This window comes from Nocardiopsis sp. TSRI0078, assembly GCF_001905145.1.
In the GTDB taxonomy this organism is placed as follows: Bacteria; Actinomycetota; Actinomycetes; order Streptosporangiales; family Streptosporangiaceae; genus Nocardiopsis.
This window is the reverse complement of the sequence record NZ_LWLB01000034.1, coordinates 94,741-108,269: the sequence shown is the minus strand read 5'-3', so window position 1 is coordinate 108,269 and position 13,529 is coordinate 94,741. Positions and strand designations below refer to the sequence as shown.

Annotated in this window: 9 protein-coding genes; 2 read left to right on the top strand and 7 right to left on the bottom strand. The window is 70.3% G+C overall.

Features of this window, described 5'->3' with window-relative positions; genetic code table 11:
* Positions 1-4: 4 nt before the first annotated feature.
* Genes A6A08_RS21740 through A6A08_RS21725 form a run of 4 tightly spaced genes read right to left on the bottom strand, consistent with a single transcriptional unit; the run spans position 5 to position 4,999 of the window.
* Entirely contained in the window at positions 5-757 is a 753-nt protein-coding gene (locus A6A08_RS21740; protein ID WP_073704493.1) for a hypothetical protein, read from the bottom strand.
* The gene (locus A6A08_RS21735) at positions 750-1,928 is read right to left on the bottom strand and encodes a bifunctional lysozyme/C40 family peptidase (protein WP_242422792.1); all 1,179 of its coding nucleotides are present in this window, start codon (positions 1,926-1,928) and stop codon (positions 750-752) included. The genes A6A08_RS21740 and A6A08_RS21735 overlap by 8 nt, the downstream gene beginning before the upstream one ends.
* A gap of 4 nt (positions 1,929-1,932) precedes the next feature.
* Positions 1,933-2,616, bottom strand: coding sequence for a hypothetical protein (locus A6A08_RS21730; protein WP_073704492.1), 684 nt, complete (start codon positions 2,614-2,616; stop codon positions 1,933-1,935).
* 19 nt (positions 2,617-2,635) lie between these two features.
* Positions 2,636-4,999: a conjugal transfer protein TrbL gene (locus A6A08_RS21725; protein WP_073704491.1), complete on the bottom strand. Its 2,364-nt coding sequence runs from the start codon at positions 4,997-4,999 to the stop codon at positions 2,636-2,638.
* 801 nt (positions 5,000-5,800) lie between these two features.
* Here A6A08_RS21725 and A6A08_RS21720 point away from each other — a divergent pair.
* Together A6A08_RS21720 and A6A08_RS21715 are read left to right on the top strand one after the other, a co-directional pair.
* Positions 5,801-6,217 (top strand): hypothetical protein, encoded by a 417-nt coding sequence (locus tag A6A08_RS21720; RefSeq protein WP_073704490.1) that lies wholly within the window; start codon positions 5,801-5,803, stop codon positions 6,215-6,217.
* 289 nt (positions 6,218-6,506) lie between these two features.
* Positions 6,507-7,556, top strand: coding sequence for a hypothetical protein (locus A6A08_RS21715; protein ID WP_073704489.1), 1,050 nt, complete (start codon positions 6,507-6,509; stop codon positions 7,554-7,556).
* A gap of 60 nt (positions 7,557-7,616) precedes the next feature.
* On the opposite strand, the gene A6A08_RS21710 is transcribed toward A6A08_RS21715, so the two are convergent.
* From A6A08_RS21710 to A6A08_RS21700, 3 genes are all read right to left on the bottom strand, one after another.
* Entirely contained in the window at positions 7,617-8,915 is a 1,299-nt protein-coding gene (locus tag A6A08_RS21710; RefSeq protein WP_073704488.1) for a DUF6891 domain-containing protein, read from the bottom strand.
* Positions 8,916-9,121: 206 nt separating this feature from the next.
* Positions 9,122-10,348: a hypothetical protein gene (locus tag A6A08_RS21705; protein WP_378698131.1), complete on the bottom strand. Its 1,227-nt coding sequence runs from the start codon at positions 10,346-10,348 to the stop codon at positions 9,122-9,124.
* A 313-nt stretch (positions 10,349-10,661) separates the two neighbouring features.
* Entirely contained in the window at positions 10,662-13,136 is a 2,475-nt protein-coding gene (locus tag A6A08_RS21700; RefSeq protein WP_073704487.1) for an ATP-binding protein, read from the bottom strand.
* Positions 13,137-13,529: the final 393 nt, after the last annotated feature.

Here is a 13,529-nt window from a genome sequence, read left to right as displayed (position 1 = left end):
AGGATCACTGGGGAATCATAGTTCCGAGGTCATTACCCAGACGGGTCTCCAGTTTCATAACCTCGTGTGAGAACTCCCCAGGCGAAGCACCGTCTTCGGAGATCATATTGACCATGAACACCCCGCTTCTCTTCCTTGCGACCACGGTGTAGAAATTCCCCACACCGCCCTCCGGGATGCCATAGAAGTAGTGGGCCTCGTCAACCATGGGGTAGGACCCGCTCTCCTCGATGGTGATCCCAGAGGATTCAATCTCCTCGACCCAGGCTTGCATGTCCGCCTGAGCCAAATCATTCCGGTCATCATCAGGAGAGTAGATCACAGCTCGGTAGGAGAATTCGAACTCCCAGGGAACCGTATACGTCGCATCAGGGCGGACAATTCCACCGCACTCCCCCGACCGGACAAGGTCGTCCTCCGAAGGAGGGCCACCGTCGATTGATTCGTCCTCCGGTTCCTCGGACCCGGAAGTCAAACTGAGTTGGATCGCAGAGATGGAATCAATGATCTCGCAGAGATCAAACTTATCTTCCAGGAATTCATCACGGGGAGCAGTCGGCTGAGCAGCAACAGAATTGGCAGGTCCTTGGTCTTCCGAAACAAAACCGGATGACAGAGTAGAGACGAAGGTCCCGAGAATAGCGACGACGACTCCGAAGACACCGAAGGCCGCCAGGGTCCCGCAGCCGAAGACCGCCGCAGCGGCCTTCCAGCCGTGTAGCCCCTGCTTCTTGGGCGGTGCCTTCTCCTCAACCACGACTGTCCAGTGCCTCCAGCTGGGCCTTCACATCCGGGTGCTCGAACGGACGGGTGAAACCGGTGATGTCCGAACGATTGGGGTCATCGTACTCGCGCACCGCGATCGGGCCACAGTCGGTGCACCAGGCTTCGACCATCAGCCCGTCGCCGATCACCATTCCCACATGCCCGGGCCCCGGCGGTTCACCGGACCGTGTCACATTGAAGAACACCAGGTCACCGGGCTGTTCTTCTCCGCTGGGGATCTCGGGCCCGAATTTCCACTGGTCCTGGGAGACACGTGGAATGGTGACGCCGATACTCTCGTAGGCCTTCTGCATCAGCCCGGAGCAGTCGTATCCGACCGGTCCGACGCCACCCCAGATGTAGGGCTTTCCGCGCTGGTCCAGGGCCCAGTCGACCACGGCCTGGGTGAGGTTGTCGGGAGCCTGCCCGATCAGCGTTCCCGCCTCGTCGAACTGGCACATGACCGCGGTCTGGACGGAACCCGACGTGTCGTAGTTCCCGTCCGCGTACTCCTCCGCCCATCCCATGACGTCGTCCACGTACCACCAGGCGTGGTTGTAGCCGTAGATGGCCTGTCGGACGTCCTCCTTCAGACCGTGGGCGATCAGGTAGTCGGCGGCGGCCGGAATGGCGTCGGCGGGGTCGTAGACGTTGACGATCCCGTCGTCGTTGCCGTCGACGCCGTACCCCTGCTCCGGCCGCTCCTCGACGGGTTGGATCGGTTCACCGCCCCAGCTGTTGCCCGCCGCGGAGTTGTCCAGGGCGCCGAACTGCATCGGTCCGGCCGCACCCCAGTCGTTGTGCCCCTCGGTGATCCCCGGGCCCTCCCAGCGCCCGTGGTGGGACTCCACCTGTCCGACGCCCGCCAGGATGTTCCACGGAATCCCGCGGTCCTCCCCGACCTTCCGGTACAGATCCAGGTAGTTCTCGGGGATGGAGTCCATCGCGTAGCCGCTCGCGTCCGGCTGCTCTGCGTCCTCGTCCGGGTCACAGGTGAGACCGTTCGTCATCAGGGACCCGATCTGCTGTGTGGTGTTGCTGATCACGGGGATCACGAACATCGCCGCCATGATCATCAGGGAGACCGCGATGGTGACAGCGGCACCGAACCACAGACCCGCCGCTCCCCGGTCGGAGGACTCACGGGTGAACAGGGAGATCAAGGGATCACTCCTCTCCTCCGAACTGGCCGACATCAGCGGGCTGGAAGTCGAAGACGCGCCAGGAGTCACCACTGCGCACGACGGTGACGGCGAACTCTCCGAGTTCCTCGTCGAACTCCGCGTCGGCGGTCTCGGTGATGGACTGCGCCGTCACGACGAAGGTGATCGAGTCCTCCCCGAAGGTCCGCATCGAGTCGACCGTCGCCCGCCCTTCGGCGACGGCCTCGGCCTCGGACATCTGGTCCCAGAAGGCGCCGACCCTGCTCGTCTCGGACAGGACATCGGCGAACTCGTTGGTGGCCAGTTCCTCCATCGAGGCGTAGTAGCTCTCAGGCGACTGGGTGTAGTCGATGGTCCCGTAGGCCTCGGCGAAGGCACTCGCGGTCGCCCCGGCCGCACGGAGGTCCTCCTCGGTGAAGGGGAACCAGTCGAGGACGTTCACGTCATCGGCGGCGGTCGTCGGTATCGGGCTCGGTTCGACGGTGGACAGCGCGTCCGGACCGCCGGAACCTCTCGTGCCCTGCTGTCCCTGGGAGGTCTCGGACTCCGGAGGGGCCGCCGCGGGGCCCTCCTCGTCCGCGTCCGGTCCGAAGCCGCCGAAACTCAGGTACAGCCCGAACGCGACCAGCACGATGATCAGTCCGATGAAGACAGCACGCTGGGCGCGTTCGGGGAGAGGGTTGGGCATCGCTCGGGGCCTTTGTTCGTCAGTCGTCGTTCAACCAGAAGGGGACGTCGCGCTTCCGGTCCCTGGTGGGGGAGGAACTGCTCTCGCCCCAGAAGGGGGTGATGGGCGCGTTGTCCCCGCGCTTGCCGGAGCCGGTCAGCCAGCCGCCGTCACCGTCGCCCCGGCCGCGGCTCTCGCTGGAGGGCGCGGGCCGGGCCGGACGCTGCGGAGCGGGACGCTCGCGCTTGTCCCTCGGGACGCTCCAGCGTGAACCACGGGCGTTGGGGTTCCCCCGAGGCGGGGTCTCCTCGCGTCCGCTGAAGATGCCCCGCCCGCTGCTGGCGTCGGGCCGTTCGGAGCCCGCCGCACGGCTGTTACCGGAGACGGATCCGCCGCCGAACATGGCACCGCCGCCGCCTCGGCCACTGGCGCTGTCGCCGCCGCGCCGGTCGGAACCGCCGCGGCTTCCGGTGCCGGTCCCGAACACGGAGGCCCAACCGCTGTCCCCTGTGCCGGTGTAGCCACCACTGGGACGGGGCGGGATGGAGCCCGCAGCCGATCCGCTGCCGGAAAGGCTCGGAGCCTGGTCCCCGCTGCGGCTGGGAACGCCGTTCCGGGTGCCGCCACCGCCGGCACCACCTGTGGGGGCGCTCTTGGTGACGTTGAGGGGCGGGGCCGCGTTGTCCCGCACCCTGCCGTACCCGGCGACTCCACGTGCCCGTGCACCCTCTGCGCGGACCGGTCCGCCATCGGGAGAGGTGTCCTCGGCGCCGCCGACATCGGTTCCAGCGGCCGGTACTCCTCCGCCGCCCGCCGGCACCCCGGCGGCCACTCCCGCGATCTGGGGCCCCCGCCGCAGGCCCCAGGCCTGGGCCTTCAGGTTGGCGACCGGAGGCAGGACCACCGCGCTCCTGCTGAGCGCCTGGCTCTGCGCGGCGTCGCTGACGATGCGCGAGGTGAAGGTGTTCGCGTTGACCGAGGTGAAGAGGTAGGCGAAGGGCTTGCGGTAGACGAACAGGGCCACGGTGAAGAGGGCCAGCAGGATCATCTGCAGGCCCCAGCCGAGGCTGGTGGACATGACCATGCCGTAGCACATGACCAGAAGGGAGATCAGGAGCACGATGAAGATCTGCTTGAGCAGGAAACCCACCATCAGTTCAACCCAGCGCAGCAAAACCAGACGCCCGTAGCCAGGGTGGATGCCGATGAGCAGGAAGATCGGTGACAGGAGGAAGAGAAGCAGAAAGGCAATCTTCAAAACGATGAGTGCCACAGAACCGGCAAGGATCAACCCTCCAGCGAAGATCGATGCGAAAAGCGCGAGTGTGGCAACCCCTAGACGGCTACCCTGGTCTTCTCCCGAGAAGAGAGGGTAAAGGCTGGGGTAGTACTCCTGCACGTCAGCAGCAATGGCTTCATAGGCCCCCTGCTTCTCCGAAATAAGGGTGTTAGCGTCGATCTCTTCGTCAACAATCTGCTGCTGTTCGATTCGGCTGATTCCCTGAGCTGCAATGAGGTCAGTCCCATGAACATAGGCTGCTGACTCGGCTATGTCTCCGTTTCCGAACTGGCCAGCGATCCAGGGTTGGCACACCAGGCTCGACCACAGCATGTCCGCGTTGCGCCTGACCTGGAAGTCCGCCTCCGACTCCCATTCCGCCCGCTCTGGGGCATCGGCACCAGGCGGGCAGGTCCCCGAACCGCCCCCGTAGGGCACCTGCCCAACGGCACTGGTCACCAACTGACTGCCGGAGTTCACCAGGCTGCTGGCCATACCCATGATCTGCGCCGGGTTGACCATGATCCACAGACCGAGCGCCGTCGCGGCGACCATCCAGATGCTGGATTCGATCGTGAGCGTCATCCGCTTTCGGATGAGCCCGTACCAGCCCAGCCACAGCGCGCCGAGAATGACGACGGTGGGAACCAGTGGCCGCCAGATTCCCTCCCTCAGCGTGACCACGACGTTCTCGACCAGTTCGTTGAAACTGGCGAGGAGGCCGTCGGATGTGGCGGCCTGGTAAACCGTGATCGTCGACTGGTTGATGGTCTTCGAGAGGTCCCAGGCCGTGTTGGCGAGAGTGGCCTGTGCACCGTTGCTGATCCCGTCGACGCAGGACTCGGTGATCATGTGCCACTGCTGGCCGGCGGTGCCGTACTGGCCGTACATACTGGCGTCGGGCGGCAGGCCGTCCGGGGAGCCCTCGATGGAGGACTGCGACTGCGGAGGCACCAGCAGACCGTCCGAACCGCTCCCCGCCGACTCCGGCAGCGGCGCGGGCTCCCCCGGGCACAGGGGAGCCGCCTGGGCGCCGCTGAGCGGCAGCACGAGGATGCCCGCCAACATCAGGAACGTCATCAGGATGCGTCGCCATCCGCGCCGTCGGACGTGCTGATGCGTCATCTGCTGGCTCCTGCGTCGTGGTTCGGACCGGGGTGGACGTTCGCAGACACGGGGCCCTGCTGGTCACACCCGCGCACGCGTGCTCGACGCACGCGGCCGTGCGCGACCGCAGGGCCCCCGCATGTCTTTACCCCATCCTCTATGGTGCGTCATCACCCGCCGAGGAGATGAGTGCAACGCGACGGATTTTCCGCTTCCTGCCACCCAAACGATCAGAACCCGGTGGACAAAACCGACTCCTACCAATGTTTGCGCAGGTAGTAGACGCGAACGGCCTTCCGAAACACCCCAAAACCGCGAGGCCACAATTCGCCAGCCCCCTCGGCACTATGAGGGGCGTCACACACAGTTTCATGTCCAAAAGTGGACACCACGTCTTAAACCGGACTGACACCCGGTACCAGTTCCGCCTTCGGTGAGAGCCCGAGTCCCCATTGCCGTAGGACCGAAACCTGACGTAGGACCACGGCTACATCACCCGCACCACCAGTGCCCCTTGCGTCACAACCAGCCTCTTCGTCCTCTCCACCTGCTCCGGCTTCGCCGACTCCTCAGGACTTCGGCACTCCCGCCTTTCCAGACCCCGCCGCCCTTCGGCCGACCACACGGAATGCGGGATATCGACGCGCCACGGGGAAGGGGAACAGGACCACCCCGTCCCGTCCGCGACCGGAGGTCCCCGCCATGGCCGCTGAGCCCACTCCCCCGTCCGGACCATCCAACCCCCCGGGCCCGTCCCCGTCCTCCCCACCGGGGCCCGCCCGCCGACCCCTGTCCGGTGGGGGCACCATCGCGCTCGTCGTGAGCGGCGTCCTGTACCCGCTGCTGGTCTCGGGCCTCCTCCTCGTGGGCGGGGCCCTGGTGCTGTTCGCCCTCACCACCGGGGCCGCCTGGCTCGCCGCGGGTACCGCGCTCGCCCTGTGCGTGCTGGTCCCGGGCGCCCACCGGCTCCTGCTGCTGCTCCTGCGCCGGGCCCGTGTCCCCCGCCCTGGGGCCACCGCCGCCCTGTTCGCGGGGTCGGTCGTGCTGGCGTTCGCCCAGGTGGCGTTCTCGACCTTCGTCCTCGGCACCGGCTGGTTCGGGAGCGCGCCGCTCACCGCGGCCTTCCAGGGGGTCGTCGCCGCCACCGTGCTGGCCGTGAGCCGGGGCCGCGCGCTCGGCCGGGCCTGGGCGGCGGTGTGCGCGGTGATGGTGGCGGCCGCGCTGGTCTCCTTGTAGGCCCCCACGTGCGGGCCCGCCGGCGACGGCCCAAAGGCATGGGGCGGACACACTCCGCAGGGCGGCACGGTGGAACCTCAGCGGCCTACCGCGAGGACTGCGCGCACGAGCGCACCAAGGACGAGGACCCGCGGAGACCATCGCGCGAACCGGGCGAGACGGTGCCTTCCCGTCCTTCCCCTCGCCTTCCCGTCCTTCCCCTCCCCCGGTCCGCACGGCTCCCCCTCAACCCGGAAGCGCCCGAAGGCGTCACACCAGAGCCCCCCTTCCCCGGCTTCCGTGAGGGCCCATGAGCGGCCTCCCCGCATCACCGCCCGCGTTCGCCCCCGCCCTCACCCACAGCACGGGGGCCGTGTGGACGATGGTCGCGGCCGCCGTCATGTACCCGCTCCTGGTGGGCGCGGTCCTGTGGGTCGGCGGACTGCTCGCCCTTCTCGACGTGCTGCACTACGGCTGGGGTTACACGGCCTCGCTCGGCGTGGTCACCCTCGCGTTGACCGGCGCCGGGCACCACCTGCTCCTGCGGACCCTGCACTGTCTGCACGTCCCCCGGCCTTGGGAGTTCCCCGTGGTCCTGAGTACGGCGGTACTGATGGCCGGTGCCCAGGCGATGGTGGCGTTGGTCCTGGACCTCATCACCTTCATGCTCCTGCCGGTCATCTGCCTGGCGCTGTCCCTGCTCGGGTGCGCCGTGTGGACCGCGTCCAGGCGCAGTCCCCGTTTCTCCCCCGTGCTCCCGCTCTCTCCCGTCGTCGCGGTGGCGCTGCTGCTCTCGGGTACCTGGTGGATGGGCGCCGAGGAGAAGCTCCGGCAGGAGCGGGACGAGCTCCTGCGGGACACCGCCGCCTTCCCGTCCACGATCGCCGTGCTGGACTCGGCCGGCTGGAGACCGTCGACCATGCTCTTCAGCCACAGCCTTCGGGAGGCCGGCATCATCGTCGAGGACGAGTTCCGTCAGTCCACCACCGTCTACGTGCCCGCCGAGCCCTCCCCCGGGCTCGACGGGTTCAGCCTCACCCTGAACAGCCTGGCGAAGGAGGACGCGGGTGACAGGCGCCTGCACCAGGGGTGCGAGGCCGAGGGCGGGACGTGGACGTGCGAGGAGCACGGGGACACCGTCATCGCCACCGTTACGCGGGAAGGCGCGGTCGAGATGATGGAGGCACGCAAGGAGTTCGCCGGCGAGGTCGTCGCCATACTCAGTGCGAACCTGCCCAGGGACGACCGGGGGAATCCGACCCTGGAGTTCCCCGGCATCGACATGGCGGAACTGGCGGAGCGTGTCCGGCCCGAGAATCCGGGAGAGGCCGAGGAGATCGCCTTCACGGTGACGGACTGACCCGCGGGGACGGGGACGCGCACCCGCCTCGGGGCCGGGTCCCGGCGGGGGAGCGCGCCCTCACCAGGAGGTGGTCCGCAGCTCCCCCAGGTCCGCCAGGGCGACGCGGCCCTCCTCCGCCAGGACGCGCACCATCTCCTCGGCCTCGGGCAGGGTGACGTGGCGGCCCCGGGACACTCCCTCGGCGGGCGAGGGGCTCTCCATCCACAGCAGGGGCCCGCTCTCCCACATCATCTGGACGACCTCGCCGTTCGCGGCGGTGAACACCGCGAACGTGCCCTTGGCGGGGGTGAGCTGGTAGACGAGCTGGCGGGCGGCGGCCGTCTCCAGGGGCTCGGCGTAGTCCATGAACCCCATGCCCTCCTCGGCGGTGTCGGCGTAGTTCACCTCCAGCAGGCCGGTGTGGGAGGAGCGGGCCTCCTCGCGGGGCCAGACGGCGCCGACCGCCCAGCGGCTGAGCGGCTCCTCGACGCGCTCGCGCGAGAGCGCGGGGCCGTGGTCCACGCGCAGGAGGTCGAAGTCGCGCTCCAGAGTGATGCTCTGGCCGCGGTCGCTGCTCAGGGTGGCCGTGAAGAGGCGCGGCAGCCAGGGCAGGACCATCCGGGACAGCTCGCGGACGCTCACGCGGCCCTCGTAGCGGGTGATCCACTCCGGGACGCCGTAGGGGCCGGGGTCGTTGAAGGAGACCCGGACCATCGGCTCGCCGTCCGAGGCGGGGCCGGGGAAGGCCGCCTGGCGGCCGAAGCGGCGGCGGCTCCAGTCCATGGGCACGCGCAGGCCCCGGTCGGGGTCGCCGTCCCAGTCGACCGTGAGCCCGTGGGCGCGCAGCGCCTCGGCGGTCTCCTCTCCCACGGCCGCGCGGCGCAGCGGGTGGGTGGCCTCGAAGCGGATGGTCAGCGGGCTGCCCGCGGCCGCGTGCGCGCTGTCCTGGGCGTGGTAGAACGCGTAGCCGCGCGCCGCCTGGCCGCCGGGGTCGGAGTTGCGGGCGGCGAGCTCGCCGTTCAGGGCGCCCCTGGCGCAGCCGTCGCAGCAGGTGAAGTCCTCCCGGGCGATGACCCCCGACTCGTCCAGGGCCCGGAAGGCCCGGGTGAGGCGCTCGCCGTCGGTACGGGAGGGCCACCGGCGCTGCCGGTTGACGTGGTCGGCCATGACCCGGTCCACGTGGTCGTGCAGCTGGGAGAGCGCCTCGCGGACCTCGGGCGAGTCGGGGTCCTGGTCCTTCTCCAGCGCGTCGACCAGGTCCTGCCGTGCGTGCCGGAGGATCTCGGCGAACCCGCCCCTGCCCGAGGCCACCCGTACGGTCACGGCCTCCTTGGCGGTGGTGAGGGGGTGGCGGATGCTCTCACAGACTTCACTCATTCGCCCAATGTGTCAGAAGCCGAAGGTGTTTGGGACCGATTGTCGAAGAGGTCGCTGTCCGCAACCGGACAACCACGGAACCACCGGTCACCCCGGGTGCAGGGATCGTGACCCCGGTGATCTCCGTCTCCCGCGCCGGTGTTCCCGGCGGATCCCGGTGGGTCCCTGCGGCGGGCCCCGGCGGGTCCGTCCGGCGCGGGCGGGGCTCAGGCGCGGAGGCGGTCGCGGCGCCCGTCCGCGTCCGCGGCCGGGGAGCCGTCCGCCGCTGAGGTGTCCTGCCCGGCGGCGCCCGACCCCTCGTCCGTTCCCGTGCCGCCGGGTCCCGTGCCGTCCGATCCGGCGCCAGCCCGCCCGGTGCCGGCCGGTCCGGCGCCGTCGGCTCCGGTGGCGACCGGTCCGCTGGACGCGGCCAGGCGGCCGCCGACCAGGAGTGCCTGCCCGACGCGCTCGTCGCGGACCCTGCGGGCGATCGCGGCGGTGGCGGCGAGTTCGCAGACCTGCGCGGAACGAGCGCCGAGGAAGGACGCCGAGGCCAGGTGGTCGGCGTACTCGGCCGTGGAGTCCACCGCCTCCTGGCACTGCTCCCACTCGCGGTGGGCCGCCACGGCCTCCCTGACCAGGCGCCCGTACTCGCTGATCTGGGCGACGCGGGCGCGCACCGCCTCCGCGACGGCGTGCAGGTGCTCCCGCTGGGGCTTGAGCGCCTCCCGCACGCGGGGCGAGACGGCGCTCTGCCAGCGGCGCAGATGGGCGCGGCGCAGTTCGCGCTGGCGGGCCAGGAGCGAGGCGATGCGCCACTCCTCCTCGCGCAGGACGGCCAGCGCACGGTCGGTGTCCAGGGCCTCCCCGCCGAGTTCGTCGCGGGCCGCGTCCACGAGGCCGATCACGTGCTGCACCTCCAGGAGGAGGGCGTGGTCGCCCCCGCTGAGGTCGTCGGGCAGCACGACGTGTTCGCGGTACCGCTCCCCGGCGGCCTCCCGCGCCCCCGCCGTGAGGGTGTCGGCGACGACCATGGCGACGAGCAGTCCGAACAGCACCCAGGGCATGCCCGGGAAGGGGTCCTGGGGGACGGTGTCCGTCAGCCACGCCGGTGCGGAGGCCACCGTGCCGACGCCCGCGAGGACGCCCGCGGCGCGCGTGGCGGGGTGGGTGTCCCCGCGGCGTGCCATGACGGCGACGTAGGCGACGAGGCTGATGCTGGTGATCAGCATGCCCAGGTACCAGCCCGCGGTGAGCAGGGCCAGGGCCGTCGTGAACCCGACGCCGAACAGGTGGATGCCGCACTCGCGCATCCGGACCAGGCGGGTGAGGACCTCCCCTCCGCCGCGTGGGACCGGGGGCGGGGCCTCCGCCCTCCGCAGGACCTCCTCGCGCTGGTCCTCGGGCAGGTCGGGGTCGACGACGGGTCGTGGCCGGATGACGTCCTCACTCATGGGCGGTCCCTTGTGAGTGCTGGGTCGGTCGGGGGTGCGGGGGGCGGGCACCCGGGGAGGAGCCCGACTGGGTAGGAGATGCCCATCCCCGGCGTGCCCCGAACCTGGCATCTTGCATGCCTTTGCCGTGATTTGTCCGCGCGTGGTCCGGAACCTGCCCGAAGACCGTCCCGGACCGCCCCGGACCCCGTCCGGGGCCGCCCGCCGCCCGTCCGGAGACCGCTCCGGAACCCGTCCGAAAACCGCTCCGGGCCGCCCGGGAGGTGCCCGCCGGAGCACTCCGGCGGACACCTCCGGTGCTCGGAGCCGGTCCCTACACCTGCCCGTCGCGCCCGCCCGAGGGCACCAGGTCCTCGTCCTCCTCGCCGGGGCGCTGGCGGGTGGGGTTGGTGTCCAGCCAGCGCGTCAGGTTCTCCGAGACCAGGTCGACGCCGATCCGCCCGGACCTGCCGTCCAGGTCCCGGAACAGGCACTCGCCGTTGCCGAGGTTGCGCAGCACCGCGAGGTGGTCCTCGTTGGGCTCGATGCCCAGCAGGGACATGACGCTCTCCACCTCGAAGCGCTCGCTGGAGCGGAAGGCGAACACCGAGGACAGGCAGTTGGTGACCTGTTCGTTGAGGAGGTCGCCCGCGTTCTGGGAGACGAGGATGAGCGCGGTGTTGCGGGAGCGGCCCATGCGGGAGACCTCGGGGACGAGCTTGGCGCCCTCGGGGGTGGAGGTGACCGCCCAGGCCTCATCCAGGAAGATCGCCTTGGGCAGGTGCCGGTCCAGGCCGTTCATGAGGCGGCGGGCGAACTGGGACACCAGGTAGAGCAGGGCCACCGACAGGCGCTGCTCGTAGGAGTAGTCGTCGCGCCCCACGCCGGAGTCGGGCAGGGTGAGCCCGCCCAGGGTGAACACGGTGGTCCAGCCCTCGGTGTCGATCTGGGCGTCGCCCTGGGGGTCGAAGCACAGGCTGGCCAGCCGCATCTCGGACATGGACTGCAGGACGGCGCCCAGGTTGCGCGAGGCCGCCCCCGAGGAGGAGACCAGGTGGTCCACGACCTTGGCCAGGGAGGGCTGGGGCTGGTTGGCGACGGCGGCGACCGCCTGGATCATGGCGGACTCGCGCTCCTCGCTCATGCGGGGCAGGAGCAGGCGCAGGGTCTCGGTGGCCATGGTCTTCTTGGCGGGCAGGTCGTCGCCGAAGGCGAAGGGGTCGAGCAGCCCGGGCTGGGCCGACCCCAGGGACATGACGCGGGCCTTGCGGCCTCGTCTGCGCAGGAGTTCGACGAGGGACTCGGCGTCGCCCTTGGGGTCGATGGCGGCCACGGTGACCCCGCGCAGGGCGAGCTGGTAGATGAGCAGGAGGGCCAGGGTGGTCTTTCCGCCGCCGGGCTCGCCGGTGATGGCGATGGCGGTGGGCCGGTTGCGGGCCGCGGCGACCATGGGGTCGAAGTGGACGATGGAGCGGGCCCGGCCGAGGGTCTCGCCGATGTAGGGGCCGATCCAGCCGCCGCCGGTGTGGTCGACGCGGTCGCCGACGTCGACGGTGGCGGTGGGCATGCCGCCCGCGATGGTGCGCAGCGGCTGGCGCTGGGCGTAGGCGTTGAGGCGGATGCGGTCGCCCGGCAGCGACTCGTTGAACAGGGAGAACTGGTCACCGGTGGAGTTGATGACGTCGATGCCGATGTCGCGGTAGTGCTCCACGACCGCCTCGACGTGCTGGAGGAGGAGGCGCTCGGTGGGCGCGGACACCATGAGGCGGTGCCAGCCGTAGACGAAGGGCAGGCGCTCCTTGGTGATGCCGTGCTCCAGCATGCGGGCGGCGTCGATCTGCTCGGCGAGCGCGATGGGCGCCTCCACCCCGGCCTCGCGGATGTGGGCGTCCATGTCGCGGGCGTGGGCGAGCTTGCGGCCGACGTCCTTGGACGCCTTGGCGGGCGGGATGAGCTTCATGCGCAGGGACATCTCGACCGGGAAGGGCAGCGCGTCGGCGTGGTGCATCCACGGTTCGCCGTCCGGGAAGGGCATCAGGTCCGGGAAGCGCGCGAAGGACAGGAACGCGACGTGGGTGGAGCCGGCGGGCTGTTCGAGGCGGAGCATGGAGCGGCCGTTGTGCACGACGCCGTCGACGAGCGCCTCGATCTCGCCGCGCCCCCAGGTGCGCCGGCCCGCGGCCGAGGGCCGGATCTCCTCGGCTGTGCCGCTGACGGCGTGCCGGATGAGCCAGGCGATCTCGTCGGAGGTGGCGTGGCGGGCGTGCAGGGAGCTGGCCGCCAGGGCGCGGCCGAGCCGCTCGGACTGGTCGGTCCAGCGGGCGATCTCCCTGTCGTCCACGGCGTCGTCGTTGATGCCCAGGACCTGCTCGGTGCGCTGGTAGGCGCCGAAGAGCTGGGAGAACAGGCCGAGCCCGGCGCCGGGGTTGCGCTGGCCGAGGCGGACGCCGAGGTAGACCTCCTTGGTCCAGAAGTCCTTGGCCCACACGTGCCGGTACATCTCGTCGAGGTAGTCGTACCAGCCGGGACCGGAGTCGGAGGTGCCGTCGAGCCGGGTGGCCCAGTCCGCGGCCGGATAGGTGCGGTGGGCGACGCGCAGGTGGACCTCGGCGTCGTTCATGCGGATGGCGGCGAGGGCGATGGTGATGTTGGTGGCGAGTGCCTGGCGCTCCTCGGGGGTGGTGAACTCGTAGGAGACCGTCGGCAGGCGGAAGTAGGCCCAGGCCTCGCTGTCGCTGAACAGCACGCGGTCGTCGAAGTAGCGGACCGCGAGGCGGGTCGCTCCGCGGGTCCCCCTGGTGCCGGTCATCTGGTAGCCCTCCTGGTCGCGTCGCGTGGCGGGTGCCCCGGGGTGGTGCGAGGGACACTCCCCGGAGGGCGTGCCCGGCCGGGCGCCTGTGCCACGCCCCCATAGTGGAGCATCGTGCCGGAGCCGTAGAAGCGGACAGGGTTACGGCGCGCCAGAATCTTCGCGGAAGGGGCCCGGAGAGGGCACGGACGGGCTCGGAGGGACGCGGCGGGGTACGGGGAAGCGCTCCAGGCCGCCTCCGCGGTCATCCCGGTGCCGGAGGACGCGGCGGGTGCGGAGAAGGACCGGCCGGAGCGGTCCCCGCTCCCGGCCCCACCGTCGGCGCGCCGCGGTGCCACCGGGAGCGGGATCACGGGTGAGGGGCCCCGCGCGTCACGCCCGGGACCCCTCACG